Here is a 24,205-nt window from a genome sequence, read left to right as displayed (position 1 = left end):
TTTCCGGAACACGGGTTCCGGATTGACGAGACGGCAATTTCGGGGGATGATCCGTCCTGCTTAGTGGTTGGATCGGCCCCTCGGGGCTCAAGACCCTCGGTCGCCCTTGCAGGGGCTTCCGGGGGTCTCGTCTTTTCAGGGTCTCACTGCGGCGGCGGGAAACTCCGGTGATGCGACTCGGGCAGCGCGCCCGGTCACGTTAACGAGCCATGAGGCACACTTTAACCACGGCCGTCAAACGCCCGGCGGTAAGAGTGCGCTTTCGTGAGCGGCATCAATTGCGCATGCGATTTGACAGCAACGGCCTTTTCCCCCGTCTCGATTGAGGCCTCTCCGCAGGCGCGTGAGCCGCCATCCTGCTCCGTAGGCCCACCTGAACGTACTGAGGATAGCTGCGCCTCATCAGAGCATGAGGTTTTCCGGGCCTTGCGGCCCTTCGCTTCGCGCTTCACCGCGGGACCATCGCCCCGCTCCACGCCCGCGGACTGTCCGCGGTGAAGGATGACGCGCGCGGCGTTGTGGTCGGCGTTCGCCTCGTGACCACACGCTGTGCACGCGAAAAGGGATTGGCTCCGGCGACTCGCCGGGTCGACCGCGCCGCAGGCGGCGCAGGTCTGGGAAGTGCGCCGGGGGTCAACGGTCAGCAAGTTGCCGCCGCGCTCCGCCAGCTTGTAGGCGATCGCCGTCGCGAAGGCGCGCCAGCCCTGATCGAGGATGGCGCGGTTGAGGCCGGCCTTCTGCAGGACATTGCGGCCCGGGGCCTCGACGGTGCCCTGTGCCGAGCGCGTCATGGCTGTTATGCTCAGTCGTTCCAGCACCACCGTGCCGAACCGCTCCGCGATTTCGTGCGAGGCCTTGTGCAGCCAGTCTTTGCGGTAGGCTGCGGCCTGCGCCTTGACCTTGGCGAACCGGGCTCGGGCCTTGCCTCGCCGCTGCGATCCACGCTGACAGCGGGAGAGTGCGCGCTGCGCCTTCCGAGCCCGCCGATCAAGGATCTTCAGCCGCTCTCTGTCGAGAGAAAGCGTGCCGCCAGTAGAGAGCGCCAGCGTTTTGACTACACCCCGGTCAATGCCGACCGCAGGCTTATCGCTACCCGCCAAGGGTGGACGGTCAATCTCACACCCAAAAGCAGCGTACCACTTCCCGGCTTTCGCCGAGATAGTGATCGAGAGAGCACGCCCCTCAAGTGGGCGATGGGTACGGACGCGGATATCCCCGAGTTTCGGCAGACGAATTGTGGACCACTTGGCGTTGATCCTACGAAGGCTACCACAGTGGATTGCCGGAAAGCGAAAGGTATCATTTGCGCCCTTGCGGCGCGGTGATGGATATCCGGCTTTGCCAGCAAAGAAATTCGTATATGCTTGATCTAGATCCCGCAATGCCTGTTGCTGAGTGTTTACAGGAACCGCCTTTATCCAAGGTACTTCGGCACGAAGCGCTGTTAGCTCCTGACATTGGCTGGCAAAATTTATGCATTTACCCCTAGAACGGAGGTAGTTGCGGTAGTGGTCTCTTCTTTGCTCTAAGGCGATATTATATATCAATCGTACCACGCCAGAAAAAATCTGGAACGCCGCAGCTTGCTCTGCTGAAGGATAGATCCGGAAACGGAAGCCGCGCGAGATCAGCATGATCTAATTCCGCCCCGAACAACCCTGCAACTCAAAATGCTGACGCATCAGCCGGTAGAACGCCCGCGTGTCCTCGGGGGAGAGCCGCAGGCCGACCGCGCCGGCCGGCGCATGGATGGTGACCGTGAGGCGGCCATCCTCGATCCGCGCGTCGAGGGAGCCGGTGGGCGGGGGAGGGACATTTGGCATTGAAATCTCTCTCGGTAGGCCAAGCGGTGGAAGACGCGGCACGCTGGGACGACTCAGTCGCCCTTGGGCCACAGTCCAAGCTCGGCCGCTCATGGCCGGACGGAGCCAATCCCCGTGGGACCTGAACTCATCCTCCTCGCCCTGGCCGAGATCGGCGCGGGCAACGCCACCGGCACGCGCGTCACGCCCCGCCAGTTCGTCGACAACCCGAAGGCCTACGTCGAGAAGACGGTCGTCATCCCCGGCATCGCCTGCGTGAACCCGCCCAAGGGGGATTTCCTCTGCATGATGAAGGTCGGCGGCCAGGTCCTGCGGATCCAGGCGAGCGGTCTGGGGCCGAAGACGAACCTCACCATTGCCGAGCGGCTGACCGGCGACTGCAAGGGCACGGCGAACCTCGAGAACCCGGCCTGCAAGGTCGACGCCGAGTTCACCCCGCGAACCGTGGTCAAGGACGCCGTCGACACGCCCTGGGGCAGCCTGCCTGTGGTCGAGGTCTACGCGCCGCAGGTCGAGATGTATCGGCCGAAGCGGTAGCATCAGCGCTTCCCGAGCGGCTTCGAGGCCGTGCACTGCGGCGGCGCCTTCGGGAAGCCCCGGCTCTCGATCTTGCGCTTGCCGGGCGGTGTGATCCCGAAGTGCCGATCTTCGCGGCGCAGGGCGCGGGCGGTGTCGCCCGCGTCCTTCTTCGTCTTGGCCTTGTGGCAGTCGGTGCAGAGCACCTGGAGATTGGACAGGGAGCTATCGCCGCCCTGGGCATCCGGAATGATGTGGTCGTACTGGAAGCGGCCGAGGGTGAGGCGGATCCCGCACGCCTCGCACTTGCCCCCGCACCGCAGGAACCCGTCGCGCTGGGTTTTGCGGTCGAACTCGTGGCGCGCGATGGGCATGCGGGCGGCTCCCCTGAGATGAGGATTTCACACGAACGCGCGTGATCGCCGGAAAAAGCGAGGCCCGCGCCAATTCGAATAGTTTCGAGCTAAACTCGATATCGCTCTAAGTCTTTTTTCCCGGACTAGCCAGCTCGACTTGATCAAGGTGCATGTCGACGATCTGTCGGATGGCCTCAGAACGATTTGGGATCGGACGCTGTTTGCTACGCCACTCGTCCAGGCGATCCAGCCACGTCACGGGTACCTTCACGTTGATGCGGTCCGTGGGCGTATTCGGCTGCAGCTTGGGCGGCATCGACGGCGGTCTCGGTGATTTTTCCTTCTTGTCCATAACCAGCCTCGACGCGGTGGGCGATGGGGAGTACGATGCACCCGATGCGCTTCGTCTTCAAGTAAAAAGTGCGCCTCGGGTTCCGCCCATGCCTCCATTCACCCTCACCACCGCCCCCCAAGGCCGCGCCGTGCACCTCACGCCCGAGGGCGCGCCCCAGTCCTGGTGCGGCCGCCGCGCCGACCAGCCGGAGCGCGGCCCGGTCCGCCTCGGCGCCATCTGCCGGCGGTGCTGGGCGAGCGCGCCGGCGGCGTGGCGGTCCGAGCTCGTGGCCGACGCCACCGAACACGACGCTTGTGCGTTCCGCACTCGCCGCGGCGTACATTCCGGCAACGCCGTGGCACGATGCGAGAAACAGGGGGCGGGGGAGCGCGCGGAGGGGAGGAGTGACGAGCACGTCGGAGCCATGGCCGACGACAGGCTGCGGAGGTGAGTCGATGATGATCGACCCGCCTCCGACCGATGCCGACGTGCCTGATCCGCCCGAAATGGCCGACGTGCCCCAGGTGGAGGGTGACGCTGAGTCCCTCGCCGACGCGGATGATACGGTCTTCATCAAATTGTACCTTAGCAGTTCCGACCGCAAGCGGATCCGCCACCTGAGCATTGATCTAGAAAAGTCGTTGCAGGCGCTCGGGCGGGAGGCATGGAATCTTCTCCTCGAAAAGCACGGCCTGCCGGAGTTGGAACATCGCACAGCCAATGTGCCTTCGGGCGGGAGGACTCGAAAGAAGCAAACCTAGACTCGATCTAGACTCCACCCGCCTCAGTAGCTTTTGCGGAATACCCCGTTAGGCAGTCGCATTTCACCTTTGTGCAGCTTTCCAGAGCGGCACCGAGTCGCTACGGTGCGCCCAGGCCCCGCGATTCGCGGCGCGCAAAGGCCCCGCCCGCTCTGGTGGAGCAGCGGGGAAGACGGCGGGGAGGGGGACGACCCTGACCTCTCTGACGTCGGCGGGGGCGCGAGCTAGTCACTCGCGTCCCCCGTCTTTCTCAGCCAGGTCGAGTGCCGGTCAGGCGGCGTAGAGGTCGCGCACGACGGCGGCCATCTCTTGCGGCACGCCCAGGGAGAGGGCTGTCAGCGGCGCGCACCCCGTCTCGGGCGGCGCGGCGGGAGGAGCGGCCTCGCGGTACTCGGGCGTCTCCTGATCGCCGCCATCCTCGTCGTCGTCGTCGAGCCCCTCGAGGTCCTCGACCGAGGAGCCCCACATCGCGAGGCGGTCGAGGAACGACACGTCCGCCTTGAAGGCGAACCGCACCGTGCCGTCGGGCGCTGGCACGATGTCGAGCCCATGCTTCTCGATGATGGCCCGGAGAAGGCGCACGGCCTCACGCTGCTCGGGCAGATACGCCCGAGCGCGCATCAAATCTGTGATGAGCACGACCCAAGTCCCTAGATTGGGCCGGCTGGTGGCCGGCCCGTTGTGGCCGAGACGTCGAGAGACGCGGCGTCACGCACGAGGGATAGTCACGCCCCCGCACTGCATCGTCCGAAATGGGATGCAGATGACGCCACGTCGCCCGCAGTCGCGGAGCGAGGCATGACCTCGTTAACAAAAGGGGTACCACAACCGCGCGAGACGGAAAGGGGGCATGGGGTAAGATGTTCTAAATTTTTCGCGCCACCCCTGATTGCGCTCAGAGAAGACGCGGCCCGCCCCAAGGTCGCGGGAAGCAGCCGTTGCGACGCCGCTACACCTGACGTCACGTCCGCACGGTTCCAATTTGGTTCACATCTCAACAATTCGTCCAACAGGCCATCTGGATAGCCTGTCCATGGGAGAAGCTGGTACACCTGTACAGGTCAACCAGGTCGCCCTTGCGGGGGCGCCTGCTGCCGCGCTCCGCAAACGACAGGATCGGGCGCCGCAGAGAGACGGGCCGCGGACCTGGCCGGCTTGGCATCCTCGCCAGCGCCGCCTCAGGCAATCCGTCTTGCTATGCGCGCAAAAATGTACGAATGTATGGGCGCGATGACCCAGGTCGCTGCTGCGATTGGTCCGAGTGGAGAACCTCGGCCAGCACCCGCAGCACACCCGGATGAAGGCGGGACCAGAACGGCCTTCATCTGCGGAGGAGGATAGAAGCCATGATCCATCAGCCCAGGCCGCCCTGGCCTTGCAAGGAACTATCATATGGAGCGAAAGCAGTTCCTCCGCGCGTTAAAGCGTTACTGCCGTAAGAACGGACTGCGCTACGACTGGAATTCGGACGAGGGCAAAGGCAGTCACGGAACGGTCTACGTCGGCAATCGCAAATCCACGGTGCCGGACGCCGATCTTCCAAGATATTATATCAACGACATCCTGTCCCAACTCGGAGTTGGCCCCGATGCCCTCTAATGCCGCCGCTATCCTTGACCCTTTCTCAGAGCCGCTGTCCCGCCATGGCCCATCCCTTCACCTACGCCGCCCGTGTGCGGCAGGTCGACGAGGGCGCCTTCCTCGTCGACTTCCCCGATCTGCCTGAGGCCCGCACCTTCGGATCGACCCAAATCGAGGCGATCCAGCGCGCGAGCGACGCCCTGCGCGAAGCGTTGCGCCGCCGCATGGAGGATCGCGAGGAGATCCCGGTCCCGTCGCCGGTCGGGCCCGGGCACTGGCTCATCTATCCGCCGGCCGAGATGGCCGCGAAGGTCGCCGTCTACGAGGCCTTCCGGCGCCGCGGCCTGACCCAGTCCGCGCTTGCTGACCGCCTCGGCGTCGGTGAGGCGGAGGTGCGACGCATCCTCGACCCAAGTCACCGCACGAAGCTCGGCCGGCTCGACGAGGTGGCGCAGGCGCTCGGGGGCCGTCTTGAGGTCGCGTTCGTTTCGGACGCCGCGTGACCCCCGACACCTCCGTCCTCGCGTGGATGCGCCTCGGCCTCCACGGCCTGCGCATCCGCTCCTGCACCCGCTGCGGGGCGGAGACGCGGCGGTCCTGGCAGATGCTCGCGGCACGCCCCGAGCACGACGTCGCCGATTGCTGGCGCCGGTTCGTGTGCGACACCTGCAAGGCGCTGGCGGCGACGCAGGACGTCGAGGGCTACGGGTTGGGACCGGGCGGGAGCGTGAGGCCGGAGGATGTCGGGCCCTGAAAACGACAAAAGGCCCCGCCTTCGCCCGATCGGGGCGAGGACGGGGCCTTTGCGGTCGTCGGGTCGGCGTCAGGCGTCCGACGGGAGTCGTGTCCGGGCGAGGCGCGCCTGCGCCTCGGCGAGCGAGAGTTGCAGCTCGGCGAGCGCGATCTCGGTGAGGCGCAGCGCCTTGTGGCGGCCGGCTCCGTCGCAGTAGACGAGCGCGGGCCCGTCCTCGGCCACGACGATGCGCGGCGCGAGCATCGGAGCCTCCAGGATCTCGGCGAGCAGGGTCTGGGCGCTCATGGGCGCGGCCTCGTCAGACGGACGCCGGCAGCCCGAGGGCGACGCGCGCGCCCCCGATCTCGCCGCGGGTGAGATGGAAGGTCCGGGCGGTGATCGCCCGCTCGGATTTCAGGCCGCGGCCCGCCTCGTAGGCGCCGCGCGCCGCGATCGGCGACAGGCTCTCGACGAGGACGCCCGCCTGCTCGCCGCCCAACTTGCGCACGTGGTGGATGTGGCCGTGATAGAGCCGGCGGATCACCGTCTCGCCCCAGTCGCGCGGACGCTCGACGGGGAGCAGGCTCACCATCTCGGCCGGCGAGAGGGTGTGGCCGTGGGTGCAGCCGATCAGGGTGATGCCGTGGCGGCGGAAGTAGTGCAGGCCCGGCTCCCGGCAGACCGTGATCCGCGGGTGGCCCTCGAAGTAGAGGGCGAGCGCGACGCGCAGGGTCTTGGCCGCGTCCGGATCGTGGTTGCCCGGGAGCACCGCGATCTCGACGAACTCGTGCCGGCGCGCCACCTCAAGGCAGGCCCAGACCGCGACGCGCGCGGCGATGTCGTAGATCTTCTCCCAGCGCCCGTCGGCGTCGAGCTGGTGATGGCTCGTCGGCGTGGCGTTGGTCTGGTCGTTCATGTGCGTGTAATCGCCCATGAACGCGAGGACCGCGTGCTTGGAAGGCGGCGACATCGCGACGAGTTCCGCCAAGTGCTGGCGCACCGTCGCCTCAGCGATCCTCAGGTCGTAGCTCTCGCCCACTTCCTGACCCCAGGACAGGGCTCCGAAATGCGCGTCCGCCAGACCGTAGAAGGTGAGGAGGTCGGCGTTCGCCGTCTCGGGTGGCGGCGGGAGCGGCGCCGCGCCCCGCACGTCGAGCATCACCTGGCGCAGGCGCTCGGCGAAGTCGACGGGGTTCGAGGCGGCCTTGCCGGTCTTGATCCACTTCGCGATCTCGCGCCCGTCGCCGGTGACGAGGGCCGAGACTCCGTTCACCTGCTGGCCGTCGGGGACGGCGAAGACGGGGCCGAGCGCGCGGCCCTGCTCGATCCACTCGCGCTCGGTCTCGCCGTCGGCGTTCCGCTGCGTCGAGACCCTCTTGAGGCCGAACCCCGGCATCACCGGATCCGTCCCGAGCTCGCCCCGCTCGGCCGCCGCGACCGCCTCCGCAGGGGGGAGCGCCGCCGCGAGCGACCAATCGACGGACAGCCTGTGATCCCGGGCGTGCGTGCCCTTGACCGAGGGCGAGCCGACGCGCCGGCGGAGCGAGGACAGGTCGACGCCGAGATCCCGGGCGGCGAGGGTGACGGCCAGGGGATCACGATAGCCGGGCCGCGCGATCGCGGGGGCCCCGGCGCGCAAGCGCGCCTCGACCGCGGCGATCTCCGCCTTGGCCTTCTTCCGACTGATGCGGGTTGCCATGGTCTAAGGCCTCGTGAGCCGGGGAGCCTCGAGGCGATCGAGGCGGGCGTTGATGCGGTCGGTCTCGGCGTTCAGGCGCTCGCGGATCGCGGCGTTCTCCCGCTTCTCGCCCTCCCACATCAGGAGGTGGGTGTCGCGGGGGACGACCTGTTTCGTCAGCGCGTCGGCGTCCCGCTCGATCCGGTCGAGGCGTCCGTCGGTGACGCGCTGCGCGTCGTCGCGGCGCTGGGCCGAGACCTGGAACCGGGTGTCGAGGTCGGCGCGGGGCACGAAGTCGCTCGCCCGCGCCTCGACCTTGAGGATCAGCGCCTCAAGGCGACTTTGCCCGCCGTTGATCCACGCGAACCCCATGCCGCCGACGGCGATCAGCACGGTCGCCAGGATGGAGATCGGAGCCCAGTTGATCGCCGAGCGGGCGTCGAGCTTCTGGGCGATCGCCGAGAGCATCGACTCGATCGAGCCGACCCGGGTCTCCAGGGTGGCGAGGCGGGCATCCGAGTGGAGTTGCGGCTGGGGCTGCTGCATCTGCTGCGTCTGATGGGTCACGGGTCAGGACTCCGTCCCGACCCGCGCGCCTCACGCGGGCCGGTCGCCGGGGCGTGAGGATGAGGGCGAGCGATCAGCCCGCCTTGGCGGCGACCTTGTCGGCGGAGGCGAGAAGCGCAGCGTTGCGGCGCGCGTAGATGCCGTAGGCCAGGGTGCCGAGGGCGACCGCGCCCGCGACGAGATCGCCGGCGGCGGTCTGGTCGAGCCAGCCACGGCCAATCGCGTAGGCGGCGCCCATCTGGGCCACGGTGCGCACGAGGGTGCCGACCTGTTCGACGTTCATGGGATGTCTCCGGGGTGTGAGGGCGACAATCTCGTCTTCGTCCCGCTTCGTTCGCGGGGCGTTCCAGGCGTCAGGCGGCGAGCGTCGCGCCGCACTTCGCGCAGGTCGGCACGGCGACCGGCACGGGGGCCGGCGGGGGCGCGGGCGGGACGGCCGACCGCTCGGCGGCGAGCGCCTTCGCCAGGATCGCCTCGATCGCCTCGGGCTTCACGAGCGCCTTGTTGAGGCCGTCGCCGGCGTAGTAGCTCTGCCCGCGCACGACGGCCCGGGAGCCGCCCTTCGTGGACGAGAGGACCGGGAACGACGCCCATTCCTTCGCGAGGGCGAGGGCGAAGCCTTGCAGGGTGAGACGGCCGGCAACGTAGGAGTCCCACCCGCGCCGGCGCAGGAGGTGCATCGCCATGCGGTCCTGGAGGTCGGCGTCGAACCGCTCCGCGCCGCTCAACCCCATCTCGCCTTCGATGTCGGCGAGCGTGCCGGGGGTGTCGAGCGTGTTGCGCATGAACTGGTAGCGGCCGGCCGCCGAGGAGCCGAACCGCTTCGTCCAGGACGGCTGCGCCGCCTGCACCTGGTCGAGCGTCCAGGTCGTGATGTCGATGCCGAGCTTCACTTGCCCGTTGGCGTAGATCGTGCCGTAGCCCTTGGGCGCTTCGGTCTGCCCGATGAAGTCGAGCAGGATCGCGGCGCCGGGCGAGATGCTCCGGTCCATGGGGAACCTCGGGATCGTGAGAGGGGGGAGCAAGGCGGTCCGGGCGTCACCCGGCCGGTCGAAAGGGGGCGCCTCCGCACGCGTCGGCGCTCCCGCCGCACAGGAGCGCGGCGAGGATCAGGGCGTGCATGGGGACTCCGGAAATGCGACGGGCTCGGCCGAAGGAGGGCGGGCCCGTCAGGATCGCAGGAGGCCGCGACCGCGGGCCGGGGCAGTCATCAGGATCTCAGGAGTGCCAGGGCGTCAGGACCGGGCCGGGTGGCGCTGCGGTCGGGCAGGGTCAGAGCGCTGGCGCCCGAGCGCCCGTCCTCAGGCCGCGTTCAGCACCCCGGCCACCGCGTCCAGGATCGCCGTGTTGGGCCCGGATGACGGCGTCCATGTCGGTATGAGCGGGCTGCCGCCTTCGTCGTTCTCGTTCCACGAGTAGATCAGCAGCGTCTTCGATGGGCAGGCGGCGGCATTGGCGCCGATGTATGTGATAGCCGCCTGGATGTGCGCCGCGATCTGCGCCGGGGTTCCCGCGGCGACGTAATTCAGCATCCCCGATCCGGGCGGGTTGGGCGCCCACGGCGGGGGCCGGAGCTTCCTGGGCCTCGTGTCCCAGCCCGTCTGACAGATCGGGATGATCGGGGCGCCGGTTGCGGCCAGCGCGGCCCAATAGGCCTGAGCCGTCGTGTCCTGTGCCGCATAGGTCGCAGGCTGCCCGGACGCGAGTTGCGCCGTGTAGTTGCTGATCGCGTCGGCCGAGACCTGCGTCATGATGCTCTGACCCGCAGCCGGGTCGCCGGTCATGATGACGATGTAGGGGGTCGCGAGGCCCGCGTTCGTACAGGCTGCGCGCAAGGCGTTGAGCGAGGACTGAACGTTTGCCCAGCTATTTCCCCAGTTCGCGGCAAGAGCTGTTGAACTGTCGACGAAGATGTAGAGCAGCGGCCTGCCACCTAAAACCTTCTGGTGATTGGATTGCTGGAAATAGCCGACATAGGTCGAAATCAGAGAATTAAACTTCGTCGCATTACCCATGCGGCTGAATTGCAGGATCATGCACCAGTTGACCTGGTTTTTGATCGCGCTCGCCTGATGCAAATCCCAGGCTTTCTGCATGGGCAGATCGGTGTCGCCATACCAGCAGTAGGCCCAATAATTCAGCCCCGCGTTCTTCGCGTAGGTAATCTCTTGATCCATGATCGACTGTTGATTGCCGTCGATCGACATGGCGTAAGGGCTGATGCGTTGCGCGAACCACGGTGCGCGGGTCTGGAACTGCGCCGGCCCGAGTGCCGCCTGCACGGGCCCCTGCTCCAGACTACCCGCCCCCGCATTCCAGGCATCCCAGCGGATGGCGCCCGCCACGACGTTGGTCGAGGCGAGTGCAGGCCTCGACGAGCCAGCGAGAGCGCCGGCGGCCAGCGCCGTGCCGACGATAAACTTGCGACGCGAGAGCATAGACGTCCTCACTGGAACACGGCCGAGCACTTCCACGACGAGACGTAGACACACAGCTTGGAGTTGGTCGTATCGTAGGTCAGATAGGCGGTGCCGGCGCCAGCCTGAACCGGGGTGCCGGTCGGCGCGCCCGCCATCGTGGGGATGCCGAGAAACCCGACCGCCGCATTTGTCGCGAGCGCTGACGCCACGCCGCCTGTGCCGCCGATACGGATGTTGGATAGACCGCTCCCGGGCTGCATGAGGATCGGCGTGCCGGTCGAGGCCGCCCTGAACACCGAGTAGTCGTAGAGCGTATTGGCGGAGCTGTTGGCAAACGTGGCAAGCGCTCCTTGGTCGCTCGCAAACGTAACGCTTCCTGTTCCCTTGGCTGCGAAGTAGCACCCGACGTTTGCGTTGACGCCGTCACAGCGCAGGCGCCCCGCATTAGTATCCGATGGCGCAAACTCGACCCACGAATTGCCCGTTGTCGCGCTGGTCGAGTTCCGGACCTTGCCGGCGAGTACGCCGTTCACGGAAAATGCGGTTTCCTTGCCGGCCGGCGCATCGATCTGGAGACCTTCGGCCGCGTCGATCTTCGCCTTGCCACCGGTCACGCCGGACAACACCCGAAGCGGGTTTACTGCGGGCGCGCCAGGATCAAGCACCTGCAATCCAATCCCGGACCCATTGCCTACGTTGATCCGCCCGCGACCCTGAGCGATTACGTTGCACGCCGCGTCGGCGTTGGCATCGTCCTGGCAGGAATAGGTCGCCCCAGTCCCCAGGTTGCCGCCGATGGCGTGCGTATAGGCGGTTGCGGCAGGAAACCATCCGATGCGCATCTGCTCGGCGTCGTCTGGCCCGCGGAAATGAGCCGCGCCCGATGCTACGCTGTGATCGCCGTGGTTAGCTTGTGTTCCGCCGTTGACCACTGTCTGCGTGCTGCCAGCGATGGTGCTGTTGGGCGGAGAGAGGATGCTCAAGGCGCCGGTGAACGCCGGGCTGGCGAGCGGGGCCTTGCCCCCCAGGATGGCCGAAATCGCGGTCCCACCGACGGTCATCCCGTCGGCCGGATCGGTCGGCCGCAGCACCCGTGTCCAGGTCTCGCCTTGGCGCACACACGGCACCCGCGCCCCGCTCCCGCCCTGGGCGTAACACAGCCCCGACGGGGCATCGCCGACGGGCACGAGGCCGTCGGCACGGACGGCGCCCAGGGACGCGATCAGCAGCAGAGCTGCCGCAATCTGGCGGATCATGGTGATGTCCTGCACTGGAGACGGTCAGACGAACAGGCCGTTTCGCTCGTCGAGGTACTGCGCCATGAGCGTCCGCAGGTCGGCGTTGGCTGCGTCGAGCAGGCTCGCGTTGAAGAGCGCGATGAGATCGATGCTACCCCCGAACGGGATGAACTGGTTGCCGACCCTGAAGACGGTCGCCGTCGAGTTGTTGTTGTTGCCGGCCGGCGCGCCGGTCGCCACTGGTCCTTCGTTGGCCTGTGCGATCGGCTGCCCCAGACCGATATTGATGCCCATGATCCGGTTCCAGCCCTCGCGTCCCGTGACGTCGACGGCTGCGCCGCGCGCCTGAATGCCGGTATGGACTTGGTAGGTGATCCGGTCGTTGACGGTGTTCAGGCCGACGAAATTCGGGTCCAGGAACTCTCCGGCGATCATGTGAAAGTCGGCCGTATTCGTGCCGACGGTGGTCTTGACGATCGCGATCATCGTCCACGGGAAATCGCTGTTCCACGTGAGCCCCGTCGCCGTGAGGAACTGGCCGCCCGCCGGGTTGAACGCTAGCACCTGCCGGCGCAGCTCCTGATCGTAGACCGTGCCCGGGCGACGCGCCGAGTCCGTCTGCACTAAAGGCACCCCGCCGGCCTTGAAGTTCTCGACGCGGCTGACGCCGCCCACGTCCTGGGTGACGTCATCCGCCGTCCAGATGCCGTGGCATCGGACGTCGTTGGCGATCAGGGCCCGGTAGTCGGTCAGGCCCGCATAGCCCGCCGCGGCGTCGATCTTGCTGTCGATGATGATCATGGGTCAAGTTTCCCAAGTTTAGGCCGCGGTGACGGTCTGGCGGAACACGGTCAGCCACGTGTCGATCGTGTATCCGCTGAGGATCAGGCTCGGCGGCCCGACGCGCTTGACGTTGCCCCACACGCCGCTGTGGACGCCCGCTGTCGATCCGGGGCCGTAGAACGCGTAGGACACCTCGGCAGAGGCGCCGGACGCCACGGGCGTCGCGAGCGTGAGCGTGACGGTGTCCGCCGCGACGGCGACGGCGCTGACCGCGATCTCGCTGCCGCCGACCCGGACGTGGAACCCGAGCTGCGGCGCGGCCTCGATGATGTCCGCGTCGATCGCGAGATCGCCCATGCCGTGGGGCCGGGCGACCGTGATGGTGACGGTGCTGCCGGAGACCGCGATCGCCGTGGGGCGCGCCGGGGTCCAGGCTTGCCCGAGGTCGAGGACCACGTGCTTGACGTAGCCCTCGAGGTCGCCGATCAGCGCCGTGCCCATCGCCGTGTGGTGGATGTTGTCCTGGAACGGGTACGGGTAGCGCGGCCCGATCAGGTGAACGCGGCCCGCATTGGCGAGCGCGAACGCCGCCTGCTGCAGGATCGCGGTCGGCGCCACCGTCTTCTCACTTACCGGCGCGGTCTGGTCGGTGAAGAAGTGGAGGAGCTTCCCGCCCGCCCCAAGTTGCTGGGCATCGAACGACGCGACCATCTCCGTCAGGGCGGCGTAGTAGTCGATCACGTTGCCGGCGCCGTCGACCCCGCCGTCATCCGGCGCGCCATGGGTCCAGCCGACGGCCCGATAACGCAGGCTCGCGCCGTACATGGCCGCGATCTGGGCCGCCCGCGCCCGCATCGCGATCCCGCTCGCCCACGGGTCGGTGCCGGGGCGGAGCTGGTCCCAGCGATACCCCGGGTAGCTCGGGTTGACGTCCACGATGGCGGCCACGTGGAGACCCGCCCGGCTGCGCAGGCGCTGCCGGCTCATCGCGGCGACGAGCCCGATGGTCATCCGGGCGGACGGCGCGAGTCCGAAAAGCGTCTGCATCACCTCGACGCCGTAGGCCGACCCGATATTGGGCGACTGGGTCAGGGCGCCAGTCGCGTCGATCTGGCCGAAGGTCATGACGCGCCGAGGCTCAGCCGCTCCGATCAGCGGCACGGCCGACATGTCGAAGTCCATGCCGCGCCAGCTTTGCCCGTAGCTGTGCGTGGCCTCGATCACCGGGCCCGGCATCAGGACGTGCGGACCCTGCGCGAGCAGGTCGCGCCGCAGCACGTAGGGCGCCACCGGGCCGTCCGCGTTGCTGCGGTAGGTCATCAGGCGGCCGGGCGTGCGGGGGATGATCTCCACGTCGCTGATCTGCCCGACGGCCCCGAGGGCGATGGCATCCTCCGGCGGGCGGGTCGCGGCGCGCCTGGCCTCGACGTAGCTCGCCGGGTCGAGGGCGAGGCGGACCCGGCCCGAGCGCAGGAACTCGACGAGCGGGACGTGCGCCTGCGCGGCGACGATGCGGCCCGCCACCTCCGACATCGCCGCGCGCGCGCCGGCCACCCGCAGGGCGCGGGTGCACGCCTCGAGGCGATCGTTGAGCCAGAGGATCCGCTCGTCGCGCGGACCGAAGAACCCGCCGAGGAGCCCGCCGAACCGCCGGCCGATGCGGTCCGTGCGCAGCGCGCGCGCCCGCGCCTCGCCGCGCTCGGAGAGCCACAGAAGGCGCTCGCCCCGCGGGCCGAAGAACCCGCCGAGCGCCGCCGCGTTGCTGCGCGGCAGGCGCAGGCGCCGCGCGCACCAGTCCTGCGCCGCGTTGAGATAGGCCAGCCGCTCGCCCCGCGGGCCGAGGAAGCCGCCGAGCGTCCCGCCGTATCGCTGCGGCAGGCGCTCGAGGCGCAGGCGGTGGATGAGCCAGTCGCCCTGCGGCGACAGGCGCAGCAGGGCGGCGAGCGCGCCCGCGCCGACACGGCCGGCGATCGTCCACAGCGGCACCGTGCCGTCGGGGCGGAGCTGGGTCTCGGCCGTGCGGGCGTCGGTGGCCTGACGCGCGGCGACCTCGAGGCCGAGCCGCGCATCGACGGACGGCAGGGTGGCGGTCGAGTACCGGGACCACGAGCCCAGGCCGCTCGGACCCGACTTGCGGTAGCTGCCCGCCTCGTCCCCGGTCAGCACCTGGGCCGTCGCGCCGTCGGGCGGAGCGACGTTGGCGGCCAATTCGGCGAGCGTGGCGTAGGACAGCGAGCCGGAGACCTGGCCGGCCTCGACCGCCGCCAGGCGTTCGGTGATCGCGGCGACGCGCCCCGCGACGTCGTCCTGCGTCGGCCGGCGGCCGAGCGCGTCGATCAGGCCCGTGTCGCCCTCCGCGAGGGGGAGGGTGATCCGGCTGAGGAGCTGCGCGCCCTCCTCCTCGATCGGCCGGCCGCTCTCGTCGATGGCGGTGAGGAACAGTTTCGCCATGCGGCAGGCCTCGGGTCAGGGGGCGGGGGACGGTGCGGGCGGTGCGGAGGCGGCCTTGAGCGCCTCGCGCAGGCGGGCGATCTCGGCCCGCGCGAGGCTGGCTTGCGCCGCCAGGCGAAGCCCCTCGTTCAGGGCCTGGTCGCGCTGGGCGATCGCGGCCTGGAGGGCGGCGCTCAGCATCTCGGGCGAGGCCTCGGCGGGGCGCCCGTCCTGCGCCCGGGCGGCGCAGGCAAGCCCGATCAGCGCGGCCGAGAGGGCGAGGGCGCGGATCACAGGCAGGCTCCCGGGGTCGTCTTGACGTAGACGGCGCCGGCCGTGTCGACGCACAGCGTGCCGCGGACGGCGCCGGCGGCGGTCGGCAGGCCCGGCGCGGCGATGCCGGCCGAGAGCGAGAGCGGCGAGACCACCTGCACGGCACCGCCGCCCTTGCCGCTGAGGTTGAGCGCGATGGTGGCCTCGCCGCCCGTCGGCTCGATCAACGGCCCGAACCCGGTGCCCGCCGCGGTCGCGCGCAGGCCGTTCGCCCCGTTCGCGACCGAGACGAGCTGCAGGACCGACTGGCCCTGGTTGGTGTACTGCATCGCGCCGCCGATGAACGACCAGCACCCGTCGAACGTCTTCAGGCAGACTTTCTGCTCTTCGCTGGCGACGACGGCGAACCGTGCGTCGTCGCTGGCGGTGTTCAGGCCGACGTGGTGCTTTCCGGCGACGGTGATCGCGTTGTACGCCGAGGTGTTCAGGGCGAGGTCGTTGTCCGACGCCATGTTCTCGCCCTGGAACAGGACGCCGTTGGCGACCATCGCGTTGTCCCACGACGCGGCGACGGGCGAGGCGTAGTTCGGGATCGCGACGCTCGCATCGACCCGATCCGGGTTCACGTACTGGACGCGGTAGAGGACGTTGGCGATCTTGAGGCGGTAGATCGCCCGGTTGAACGACTCGCCGGCCGTCCGGGTGACGACCCCGTTCGCGACGGTGACGGACAAGTGGCGGGTCTGGGTGGTGCCGCCGCCGGAGTAGAGCCACGCGGTGTTGGTCCAGCCGCCGATGCCGTTGAAGTACATCGCGGAGGACAGGCACGACGAGCCCGGGTAGCAGTTCTGGTTGAAGTTGTTGATGTCGTACTCGACACCCCAGGTCTGCACGCCGCCGGAGCCGGGGGCGATGTGGATGTCGACGTTGTGGCCCCAGGTCGAGGGCGGCTTCTCGCCGTCCGGGCCCGGGCGCTGCCGCACCGAGATGAGCTGGCCCGTCGTGTTGGTGTTGTCGAGCCCCGCGGCGCTCTGGGCGCCGCCCAGGACGTCGAGGTTGATGATCATGCCGTTCTGTTCTTTGTCGAGCGCCCCTGACGCCCGCGCCTGGATCATGAACGGCGCGTACAATTTGCTGTTCGGCACCTTCGGCGTGGCGCTCGGATCGACCGCGGCGGTGCCCCGGGTCAGGTTCGTGCGGACGTCCTGGCCGGGCGCGGAGAACACGCCAAAGCAGCTCGGCTCCCAGCTCTGGGTGCCGTCGGTCGCGTAGGCGCCGGCGGTCGAGGCGCAGCCCGGGCCGACCATGAAGCTGCCGCGCGCGAGGGCGCGCCCGCCGACGTCGAGGCTGTCGAGGTCCATGCCGCCGTAGCGTCCGGCGGAGGCCGGGTCCCAGGCGCGGGCGGGCGCGGCCCCGATCAGCCCGGCGAGGGCGAGGGCCAGGAGGAGGCGGAGCATCGGGGGTCCTCTAGAGCGAGAGCGCGAGGCGGTGCTGCGCCCGCCAGACGATGCCGGGCGCGATCGGGGGATTGAGCGGGAGCGTCGGCAGGGTCCCGGCGAGCCAGGGCAGGACCACGGCCCGCACCGCCCCGAGCGCCCCGGCGCCGCCGGACGGCATCAGGGTCACCGGATAGGGCGAGCCGTCGAGGGCGGGGGAGAGTGCGACGAGGCCGTTGTTGCGCCAGAGCACGCCGGCGCCGGCCGGCGGGCTGGTCGGCAGCGCGCGCAGCACGAGCGGCAGCGCGACGGGCAGGAGCGCCGAGACCGGGTCGAGGGCGCCCGCGGACCCGGCCCCGGACGGGGCGACGTAGGGCGCGCCGTCGAGGGCGGGCGACAGGACGACGAACGACCCGTTGCGCCAGAGCACCCCGGCGCCGACCGGGGGCGCGAGGCCCAGCGCGCGCACGGCCTCCGTCAGGGCCTGCGGCAGCGCCGCGACGAGATCGGCGAGCGCGACGGCCGGGACGCGCCACACGGCGGGAGCAAGCGCGAGCGCGAAGGTGCCCGGGCCCGTCGTCGTGCCGACCGACTGCACCCAGCCGCTCGTGCGCCGCACCGTCGTCGGGCGGCCGTCGTCGGTGAGGTAGACGGGCAGGCCCGCCGCGGTCCAGTCGGCGAGCGGCGCCGCGACCGCGCCGGCGACGCGGGCGCTGATCGCCGCCCCGTCGGCCGCCGCGCCCTCGAGGTAGCCGATCGCCCGGCCGGCCGCGCTCGCGCTGTCCGCGGGAGCGACGACGACCGCCTGACGGTCGCCGTAGGCCGCGAGGAACCGCCCCCCGGGAAGCGGCCCCCGGGCGGTGAGCGCGAGGGCCGCGAGCCCCTTGGGGACGATGTCGGCGAGATCGCCGACGGCGCCCGAGATGTCCTCGACGGCCGTCTTGAGGGCGAACGTGTTGGCGTTCGCCTTGATCCAGGCCTCGCGGGCGAGGTCGCCCTTGCCGTCGTTGGGGCGGTCGCCGACGCGGATCGGCGTGATGTCGACCATGATCGGCTCCTCGCGCCGGGCTGAAGGGTGGCGCGGGGATCAGGCCGCGATCGCGGCGGCCTGCCGGAAGAGGTCGTCGATCTCGCCCGCGGACAGACCGAGCGCGGCGCCGAGCGCGGCGACGTAGGGATTGCCGCGCTGCCAGGTCCGCGCGTCCGAGAACCAGATCTCGACCTCCGTCCCCGCCGCCGCGACCGCGCTCTTGACCGCCGGGAGCAGGCCGGCGCGGGCGAGCTGGATCTTCGCCTGCGCCGAGGACACGTCGGGCAGCGCCAGCGGTGCGACCGGGTGGGGGGCGCGCAATGCCGCCTCGAGGCGGTCGGGCGCGGTGACGAGATAGGTGCCGTCGGCCTGCGGGTGGGCGACGCAGGCCGGGCGGTCGGCGGCCGACAGCGCCGCCATGGCGTTCGTGACGGCCGCGGCCGAAGCAAAGGGGACGCTCACCATGATCATTACCCCGCGACCCGCACGCCGCCGAAGTGGCCGAGCGCTTGATTGAGAGAATTGGCGGGAGAATTACCGGGGTTGAGCTGGTAATACGTCGCCGTGACCTTGTCGCCGGGCGCGAGCCGGATCACCGCCGTGACCGACTTGTCGTTGGCGTTCGAGCCCGGATCGGGATAGGGCCCGCGCGAGGTGGCGATCGCCGTGGCGAGCGGGTTCCCGGCGTCGCCCTTCCACAGGACGATCGACTCGTCGGTGGTGGGAATGTCGACCGCGTTGGTGGCGGTCAGCACGTAGACCCCGCCGTCGTCCGGCCCGATGGTCACGACGCCCGAGAGCGCCGAGACGTCGGTGCCCGCGCCGACCGTCGCGACCCGGGTCGCGTAGTTCGCCAGCACGGTCTGGGCGGCGGCGGGGACCACCACCGTCGGGCTGTCGAGGCGCCAGTAGGTCCCGGGCTTGTCGTAGAATTGATTGATGATGTACTCGATGCTCTCGACGCTCTTTACGGCGATCTTCATCGCCTTCCAGAGCTGATGCAGATCCTCGTTCGTCGGCGACTGGCCGCTCTCGAGGATCGCGTTGACGATCTCGCGCTGCGTGAACTCGACCGCCGAGGGGGGGATGCGCGAGCCCTGCTGGCCGGCCGCGACGTTCTTGCCTTTGTAGCCGGCGTTCGGGTCGGTCGAGCCGGAGGGCGGGTTGTAGAGCATGGGGGATCGGGCTCCCGAGGGTGGGCGATCCCGCGCGCGGGGAGGCGGCGGGTCGGGCGGGCAGGGCGGGACGGGGCGGCGGATCAGCCGTCGTAGGCGATGACCAGGGCGGTATGGGCCGGGCTGACGCGGCGCAGGAGGCATTCGAGGTCGGCGGCCGAGCGGAACCCCTCGATCGGGTCGGTGTCGCACTCGCCCTCGTCGCACGCGAACCACGTGTCGCCCTGGGCCGCGACGTGCACGACCCAGAACTGCCAGGCATCCGCGTTCGGGTTGGTCGCATAGAACTCGAGGGGCGTGACGTCGCACATCCCCTCGTCGGCGACGCACCAGCCCTCGACGAAGGGGTCGCCGCCGACCTGGTCGGTGTCGTCGGCCGCCGGCGCCATCGCGAACCCCTCGATGGGGTCGCCGTCGCACTCGCCCCCGTCGCAAGTGAACCACGTCTCGACGAGCGCGTCGGTCCCGACCGCCGAGACGTCGCAGAGGAACTGCGTCGGCTCCTCGATCGTGATCGCGTACCCGAGCGAGGCGGCCAGGCAGATGAAGTAGGCGGGCGAGCTGCCGCCCCTGGCCCCGAACCGGGCGCGCACCGCGGCGATCCGGCTCTCGGTCGTGAACCCGCCCGGGGAACACGGATCGGGCAGGCCGTACTCGGCCTCCCAGTCGGGCAGGCTGTAGGTGATCGCCGAGGGCAGCGCTTGCGTCGCGAGCGTCCACTCGTCGGCGTTCTGACGCGCGACCCACTGGCTCAGCGCGCGCCAGACGCCGCGCATGACGGGCCCGGCCCCGCGGCCGTCGCCGGCCTCGTCGGTGCCCCAGGCCGGCCCGCGGGGCGTCAGGACGCCCGCGATTTGCGGATAGAGGTCGTCGGCGCTCGGCGCCGCCTGCCGGTCGGCGACCGAGGGCGGGGTCCCGGGCAGAGCCTCGCAGGGCCAGCCCGGTCCGCAGCCGTCGGGCACCGTGTCGACCGTCACGGTGCCGAGGTCGGCCGTCGGCAGCACCCGGTCGGCGGTGAGGCAGCCGAGCGCCCGGAGTGCGGCAGACAGCATGGTCGGCACCTCGTCCGGGTCAGTCGGTGTAGGAGATCGTCCCGAGGACCGGGTATTCCCCGGCCCCGAACACGAGGTCGGCGGCCGGGCTCGTCAGCCGGTGGCGGTCCTCGCCGGTCGCGCGGCTCACCGCCTCGTCGAGCCAGGAGCGCGAGAGGCTGAACGGTCCTTGCGTGGGCTTGCCCGGCTCGGCCCGGTCGGCGAACACCGCCGCGACCTCGGCGGCGATCGCCGCGCGGGTCTCCGGCCGGTCCGGGTCGAGGCCGGCGATGAGGAGCGGGACCGGTATCGGGATGAGGCCTGCGACGAACACCCGCGCGGTCACGGGCCGCCGCAGCGGGTCGTCGAGATAGGCCTGCGCCACCGCGATCTCGCCGGGCGTCGGCAGCCGGCTCGTGCCGGCGTCCGGGTCGTCGACGACCGTGAACGCGACCCAGACCGACCGGGTGTCGTTGGAGAACGAGTCGACCCAGACGCCGGCGGCATTCGGGATCGCCTCGCGCAGCCATTGCGCATAGTCGAGCGCCGACCCCCCGTGCGGGGGGTTGCGCTTGCGGGCGAGGACGCGGGCGCGGAACGCCTCGAGCGTCTCAGCCTCGATCCCGCCGGAGAGGCCGGCCTCGCCGGTGTCGCCGGCGACCACCGTGGCGGTGTCGCCGACCCCGTCCGGCGCGGGCGAGTCGGGCGAGAGCGCGAGGCTCGTGCCGATCGACGCGTTGCCGGCGGCGCCCGCGAGATCCGCCTCGACGTAGACCGTGACGAGGCCGGCGCGCGCCGTGCCGCCGGTGAGGCTCGTGTAGGCGACGCCGTCCCCTCGCGTGAACGACAGGCCGGCCGGCACGAGCACGCCCGTCGGCGCGGGGAGGCTCACCTGCCCGAAGGCGGGCGCGCCCGGCGCGCGGGAGAGGCCGAGCTCGAAGCCGTGGCGGGTGAGCCAGAGCTCGTCGGCCGACGAGGCAAAGATCTGTTTGAACAGCCAGGCCCGGCGCAGGTCGTGCAGGTGGTCGAGCTGCCCCAGAACCTTGGCGAAGACCGTAAACGTATTCGCCCACAGCGCGGCCACCGCGCCGTCCACGGCGCCGGTGAAGTAGCCCCGCGCGACCTTCGACAGGCTCGCGAGCGAGCGGATCTCATAGCCGGCCATCTGCTCGCTTCCACAGGAGGTCGAATTTCGCCGCGTAGGCCTCGGACCCGTCGCGGCCGTAGACGCCGACGGACAGGAGAACCCGGCCGCCCACCTTGTCGGCGGTGGCGGACGCCGTCACGGTCGTCGCCGCGCCCTGGTCGAGGAGGGGCTTTAACGCCCGCTCGGCCTCCGCCGCGATCTCGCGGGCGGTGAGGTCGGAGAGCTCCCGCCGGCGGTAGAGCCACAGGAGCGAGCCCAAGGGCGCCTCGCCGTTCGCGGTGTCGACGTCGAACCCGTCGCCGGGCCAGCCGCGGGCGTCGCCCCGGTGCTCGAAGCGCAGATCCCTCGGATCGGCGCGGGCGTCGGTGAACAGGAGAAGCAGGATCGCGGTCCGCAAGGGGTTCGCCGCGACGAGCCCGCCGACCGGACCGTCGGCCGGGTCGGTCGAGACCGCGAAATCCCCGACCGTGCCATTCCAGACGATGTCGGGAGGGAGCACCGCCACGCCGGCCTCGGCGAGGGGCGTGAGGGTGAACTGCATGGGGCCTACTCCTGCGGCACGTCGGTGTTCGCGCTGCCGGCCTCCACACCGCCGTGCTTGTGGTCGGCACCGATATTCTTGCCGTCGTGGGTGACCTTGCCGCCGCGGATGTCGAGGCCGTCCTTGGTGACGGTCAGCGTCACGCCCCCGACCGCGATCACGTGCTGCTTGCCGTGCACCACCCGCATCTCCCGCTCGACGATGGAGATCGCGTTGCCGTTGGCGTCGTAGATCGTGGTCGAGCCGGCCTCGGTCTTCTTCGGGCGGTGCTGCGGGCTCTCGAGCCCGAGGAACGCGGTCAAGCCGCGCTCGCCCGAGCCCGTGATGCCGATGCCGTGCGAGCCCTTCGGGGCGTGGCTATGGAACCCGAACTGGCGCACGAGGTGCACCCGGTCCATCTCCTCGCCCGCGTAGCCCCGGCCCTTGCCGAGCTGCAACTCGCCGTCGTCGTAGACCTTGTCGAGCTCGGCGCGGAACAGGTTGGTGCGGCTCATCAGACCCAATCCCCCGGATCGCCGGCGTCGAACACCGCGTCCGACCCTTTCGCGCTCTTGCCCTTCGCGGCCTTGCCGCCCTGCGCCTTCGGGTCGACGAAGGTGACGTAGGCGACCGTGCCCTCGTCGCCCTGGCGGAAATTCACGCTCGAGACCGAGAAATCCCCGTCGACGTCCTCAGGGTCGTTGACGACGGCCATCAGGAGGCCGGGCGTCCAGAGCTGCCCGCCCTCGTCGCGCCAGGTCGAGAGCTTGACCGAGATGGTCGTACCGTTGCCGGCGCGCCGCAGCCGCTCCCATTGCAGCCGCTTCTTCAGCTCCTTCTTCGTCCAGTCCCCTTCCGGGATGACGAGGAGGGGCCGGTAGCGCCCGACGCTCGGATCGTCCTCGCTCTCCTCGAGCCGCAGGGCATCCGTGCCGGTGCCGGTCGCGCGCTGCCCGCGGCCGACGATCTTCGAGAACTTCGCGTCGCACTTGAGCCGAATGTCCATCTCCTGGACCGGGGATTGCCCCAGCACCAGGGCGCCCGCGTGGCGCCTCACACCCGCCCGCGTAATGTTGATCGACCCGTCGGGCTCGCCTTGCAGCATCAGCCCGAGCCGGCGCGCCTCGCGCTCGACCGTCTGATAGATCGTGTCGAGCGGCTGGCGCTGCACCTTTGCCAGCTTGTCGAGCTGTTGATCGGTCGTGAACCCGACGTTCACCTCGTCGAGATCCTTGGCGATGTCGAGGAGCGTCTTGTTCTCGAACCGCCCGGTCTTGTGCTTGACCGGATGGCAGTCGATCGCGTCGACCGCCTTCGACTTGCCCTCGATCGTGATGGTCTTCGTGTCCGGGGCGTACTTCGCGCCGTAGCCGGTGACGTAGCCCTTGACCAGGAGATCGCCCCCGCCCCGACCGCCGGGCGCGGTGCGGATCTCGACCGCTTTCCCCCGCCGCAGGGTCTTGGCCTCGGCCGACCAGCTCGGGTTGGTGGCGGTGAGCGAGAACGAGATCTCGGCCGACTCCGCGGAGCGGTCGACGCTCACTTCCTGCCAGCCCCGGAGCCGGGTGCCGTCGACGGTGAGGCTCACGATCTCCTCGACGAACGGCATCGCGGGTCCTCGTCAGCGGTCGGGCGCCAGCGCCTCGTAGGTGGCGGGGAGGAAGAGCGGCGTGCCCGACGCCGCCCGTGCGAGCAGCTCCTCCGCCCGGGACGGGTCGCGGTAGAGGTGCCAGGCGGCGTAGGTCGCCGGGAACGAGCGGCCCGCCTCGACCCGCACGACGCTGCGCAGGGTCGCGGCGGTCTGGACGAGGTGTCCGGCCGCCTCGCGGGCCGCCGCCGCCATGATCTCGGCCACCGCGATCCCGAGCAGCTCGGCGATCCGGTCGAAGCTCGCATCCGCCGCCGCCCCGATCCGGGCTCGCGCCGCGAGCGCCGCGACCCGGTCGGGATAGGCGGCGCGCGCCTCGCACAGGAACGCCTCGCCCAAGGCTGCCGCCTCGATCGCGGCCGCGAGCGCCCGGGCGTAGCGGTATTCCCGCTTGAGCACCGGGGAGGCGGAGGCCGGGCAGGTGGCGCCGGCCTGCGCCGCCGCCGCGTAGAGGAGCGGGGCCGCCGTGCCGGGATCGGCCGCGCGCGCGAGCGCCTGGACCGATCCGACGAGGCTGCGGGCGATCTCCGCCACCGCCGCCCGGCGCGTCGCCCGCGGCGCGAGGATCGCGGCGATCCGCCGGCAGTCGCGGGTCGCGTCCTCGGTCACCTGAGGATCGCCCGGCAGCCGGCCGGCGAGGTCGAGGACGAGGGCGGCAAGCCCGATCGCCGCGACCGCGGCGCCGGGCAGCGCGCCCGAGGGGGCGATCGCCATGGGCGGATCCT

General features: G+C 70.2%; 29 protein-coding genes. 4 read left to right on the top strand and 25 right to left on the bottom strand.

The annotated features are described in order from the left end of the window. Positions 1 to 221: 221 nt before the first annotated feature. On the bottom strand, positions 222 to 1,634 hold the full coding sequence (locus MFF64_RS27010; RefSeq protein WP_207767896.1) for an RNA-guided endonuclease InsQ/TnpB family protein: 1,413 nt from the start codon (positions 1,632 to 1,634) through the stop codon (positions 222 to 224). A 3-nt stretch (positions 1,635 to 1,637) separates the two neighbouring features. Beyond that, positions 1,638 to 1,823: a hypothetical protein gene (locus MFF64_RS27005; protein ID WP_238192833.1), complete on the bottom strand. Its 186-nt coding sequence runs from the start codon at positions 1,821 to 1,823 to the stop codon at positions 1,638 to 1,640. Between the two features lie 114 nt (positions 1,824 to 1,937). On the opposite strand from MFF64_RS27005, the gene MFF64_RS27000 reads away from it, so the two are divergent. Continuing rightward, a complete protein-coding gene (locus MFF64_RS27000; protein WP_099900369.1) occupies positions 1,938 to 2,360 on the top strand; it encodes a hypothetical protein in 423 nt (140 codons plus the stop codon). A 2-nt stretch (positions 2,361 to 2,362) separates the two neighbouring features. On the opposite strand, the gene MFF64_RS26995 is transcribed toward MFF64_RS27000, so the two are convergent. Together MFF64_RS26995 and MFF64_RS26990 are read right to left on the bottom strand one after the other, a co-directional pair. Then, a complete protein-coding gene (locus MFF64_RS26995) occupies positions 2,363 to 2,713 on the bottom strand; it encodes an HNH endonuclease (RefSeq protein WP_099900371.1) in 351 nt (116 codons plus the stop codon). 106 nt (positions 2,714 to 2,819) lie between these two features. Continuing rightward, entirely contained in the window at positions 2,820 to 3,047 is a 228-nt protein-coding gene (locus tag MFF64_RS26990; RefSeq protein WP_133123103.1) for a ribbon-helix-helix domain-containing protein, read from the bottom strand. Between the two features lie 437 nt (positions 3,048 to 3,484). Here MFF64_RS26990 and MFF64_RS26985 point away from each other — a divergent pair, with 437 nt between their 5' ends. After that, positions 3,485 to 3,790, top strand: coding sequence for a ribbon-helix-helix domain-containing protein (locus MFF64_RS26985; RefSeq protein ID WP_099905746.1), 306 nt, complete (start codon positions 3,485 to 3,487; stop codon positions 3,788 to 3,790). A 270-nt stretch (positions 3,791 to 4,060) separates the two neighbouring features. Here the strand turns inward: MFF64_RS26985 and MFF64_RS26980 are convergent, their stop codons facing one another. Beyond that, entirely contained in the window at positions 4,061 to 4,372 is a 312-nt protein-coding gene (locus MFF64_RS26980; protein ID WP_133123629.1) for a hypothetical protein, read from the bottom strand. A gap of 1,061 nt (positions 4,373 to 5,433) precedes the next feature. Between MFF64_RS26980 and MFF64_RS26975 the strand changes: the two genes are divergently transcribed. Both MFF64_RS26975 and MFF64_RS26970 read left to right on the top strand, forming a co-directional pair. Continuing rightward, positions 5,434 to 5,874, top strand: coding sequence for a type II toxin-antitoxin system HicB family antitoxin (locus MFF64_RS26975; RefSeq protein WP_099905750.1), 441 nt, complete (start codon positions 5,434 to 5,436; stop codon positions 5,872 to 5,874). After that, positions 5,871 to 6,125 (top strand): hypothetical protein, encoded by a 255-nt coding sequence (locus MFF64_RS26970; protein ID WP_099905752.1) that lies wholly within the window; start codon positions 5,871 to 5,873, stop codon positions 6,123 to 6,125. The genes MFF64_RS26975 and MFF64_RS26970 overlap by 4 nt, the downstream gene beginning before the upstream one ends. A gap of 69 nt (positions 6,126 to 6,194) precedes the next feature. Here MFF64_RS26970 and MFF64_RS26965 read toward each other — a convergent pair whose 3' ends face one another. The 20 genes from MFF64_RS26965 to MFF64_RS26870 form a co-directional block, all read right to left on the bottom strand. Then, complete coding sequence (locus tag MFF64_RS26965; RefSeq protein WP_099905754.1) at positions 6,195 to 6,410, bottom strand: hypothetical protein; 216 nt, start codon at positions 6,408 to 6,410, stop codon at positions 6,195 to 6,197. A gap of 13 nt (positions 6,411 to 6,423) precedes the next feature. Further along, entirely contained in the window at positions 6,424 to 7,803 is a 1,380-nt protein-coding gene (locus tag MFF64_RS26960) for a hypothetical protein (RefSeq protein ID WP_099905756.1), read from the bottom strand. A 3-nt stretch (positions 7,804 to 7,806) separates the two neighbouring features. Next, entirely contained in the window at positions 7,807 to 8,349 is a 543-nt protein-coding gene (locus tag MFF64_RS26955; RefSeq protein ID WP_099905758.1) for a hypothetical protein, read from the bottom strand. A gap of 73 nt (positions 8,350 to 8,422) precedes the next feature. Continuing rightward, complete coding sequence (locus tag MFF64_RS26950; protein WP_099905760.1) at positions 8,423 to 8,632, bottom strand: Pam3-gp28 family putative phage holin; 210 nt, start codon at positions 8,630 to 8,632, stop codon at positions 8,423 to 8,425. Between the two features lie 70 nt (positions 8,633 to 8,702). Continuing rightward, positions 8,703 to 9,341 (bottom strand): lysozyme family protein, encoded by a 639-nt coding sequence (locus tag MFF64_RS26945; RefSeq protein ID WP_207768187.1) that lies wholly within the window; start codon positions 9,339 to 9,341, stop codon positions 8,703 to 8,705. Between the two features lie 309 nt (positions 9,342 to 9,650). Beyond that, positions 9,651 to 10,787, bottom strand: a complete 1,137-nt coding sequence (locus MFF64_RS26940) for a twin-arginine translocation signal domain-containing protein (RefSeq protein WP_238192832.1) — start codon at positions 10,785 to 10,787, stop codon at positions 9,651 to 9,653. A gap of 8 nt (positions 10,788 to 10,795) precedes the next feature. Then, entirely contained in the window at positions 10,796 to 12,025 is a 1,230-nt protein-coding gene (locus MFF64_RS26935) for a hypothetical protein (RefSeq protein WP_238192831.1), read from the bottom strand. A gap of 24 nt (positions 12,026 to 12,049) precedes the next feature. Then, positions 12,050 to 12,808: a hypothetical protein gene (locus tag MFF64_RS26930; RefSeq protein WP_099900433.1), complete on the bottom strand. Its 759-nt coding sequence runs from the start codon at positions 12,806 to 12,808 to the stop codon at positions 12,050 to 12,052. A gap of 18 nt (positions 12,809 to 12,826) precedes the next feature. Beyond that, positions 12,827 to 15,241, bottom strand: coding sequence for a SwmB domain-containing protein (locus tag MFF64_RS26925; RefSeq protein ID WP_238192830.1), 2,415 nt, complete (start codon positions 15,239 to 15,241; stop codon positions 12,827 to 12,829). A 15-nt stretch (positions 15,242 to 15,256) separates the two neighbouring features. Further along, positions 15,257 to 15,514 (bottom strand): hypothetical protein, encoded by a 258-nt coding sequence (locus MFF64_RS26920; RefSeq protein ID WP_099898691.1) that lies wholly within the window; start codon positions 15,512 to 15,514, stop codon positions 15,257 to 15,259. Continuing rightward, positions 15,511 to 16,950: a hypothetical protein gene (locus MFF64_RS26915; protein WP_099898693.1), complete on the bottom strand. Its 1,440-nt coding sequence runs from the start codon at positions 16,948 to 16,950 to the stop codon at positions 15,511 to 15,513. The genes MFF64_RS26920 and MFF64_RS26915 overlap by 4 nt, the downstream gene beginning before the upstream one ends. Positions 16,951 to 16,960: 10 nt before the next feature. After that, entirely contained in the window at positions 16,961 to 17,977 is a 1,017-nt protein-coding gene (locus tag MFF64_RS26910; protein ID WP_099898695.1) for a hypothetical protein, read from the bottom strand. A 39-nt stretch (positions 17,978 to 18,016) separates the two neighbouring features. Beyond that, a complete protein-coding gene (locus MFF64_RS26905) occupies positions 18,017 to 18,424 on the bottom strand; it encodes a hypothetical protein (protein ID WP_099898697.1) in 408 nt (135 codons plus the stop codon). A gap of 5 nt (positions 18,425 to 18,429) precedes the next feature. Then, on the bottom strand, positions 18,430 to 19,134 hold the full coding sequence (locus MFF64_RS26900; RefSeq protein ID WP_099898699.1) for a hypothetical protein: 705 nt from the start codon (positions 19,132 to 19,134) through the stop codon (positions 18,430 to 18,432). Positions 19,135 to 19,217: 83 nt separating this feature from the next. Beyond that, positions 19,218 to 20,186, bottom strand: coding sequence for a putative phage tail protein (locus tag MFF64_RS26895; RefSeq protein ID WP_099898700.1), 969 nt, complete (start codon positions 20,184 to 20,186; stop codon positions 19,218 to 19,220). A gap of 19 nt (positions 20,187 to 20,205) precedes the next feature. Beyond that, complete coding sequence (locus tag MFF64_RS26890) at positions 20,206 to 21,330, bottom strand: baseplate J/gp47 family protein (protein WP_099898702.1); 1,125 nt, start codon at positions 21,328 to 21,330, stop codon at positions 20,206 to 20,208. Continuing rightward, on the bottom strand, positions 21,317 to 21,853 hold the full coding sequence (locus MFF64_RS26885) for a phage GP46 family protein (protein ID WP_099898704.1): 537 nt from the start codon (positions 21,851 to 21,853) through the stop codon (positions 21,317 to 21,319). Before MFF64_RS26885 ends, MFF64_RS26890 begins: the two co-directional genes overlap by 14 nt. A 5-nt stretch (positions 21,854 to 21,858) precedes the next feature. Then, positions 21,859 to 22,347: a phage baseplate assembly protein domain-containing protein gene (locus MFF64_RS26880; protein WP_099898706.1), complete on the bottom strand. Its 489-nt coding sequence runs from the start codon at positions 22,345 to 22,347 to the stop codon at positions 21,859 to 21,861. After that, positions 22,347 to 23,441 carry a phage baseplate assembly protein gene (locus MFF64_RS26875; RefSeq protein ID WP_099898708.1) on the bottom strand — a complete coding sequence of 365 codons (1,095 nt, stop codon included), beginning with the start codon at positions 23,439 to 23,441 and terminating at the stop codon, positions 22,347 to 22,349. Before MFF64_RS26875 ends, MFF64_RS26880 begins: the two co-directional genes overlap by 1 nt. A 12-nt stretch (positions 23,442 to 23,453) precedes the next feature. Then, positions 23,454 to 24,194 (bottom strand): hypothetical protein, encoded by a 741-nt coding sequence (locus MFF64_RS26870; protein ID WP_133122952.1) that lies wholly within the window; start codon positions 24,192 to 24,194, stop codon positions 23,454 to 23,456. Positions 24,195 to 24,205 lie beyond the last annotated feature (11 nt).

Origin of the sequence: Methylobacterium frigidaeris (genome assembly GCF_022179185.1) — a bacterium.
GTDB classification, from domain to species: domain Bacteria; phylum Pseudomonadota; class Alphaproteobacteria; order Rhizobiales; family Beijerinckiaceae; genus Methylobacterium; species Methylobacterium frigidaeris.
The sequence above is the reverse complement of the archived record's forward strand: the minus strand, read 5'-3'. Positions and strand labels throughout refer to the sequence as shown.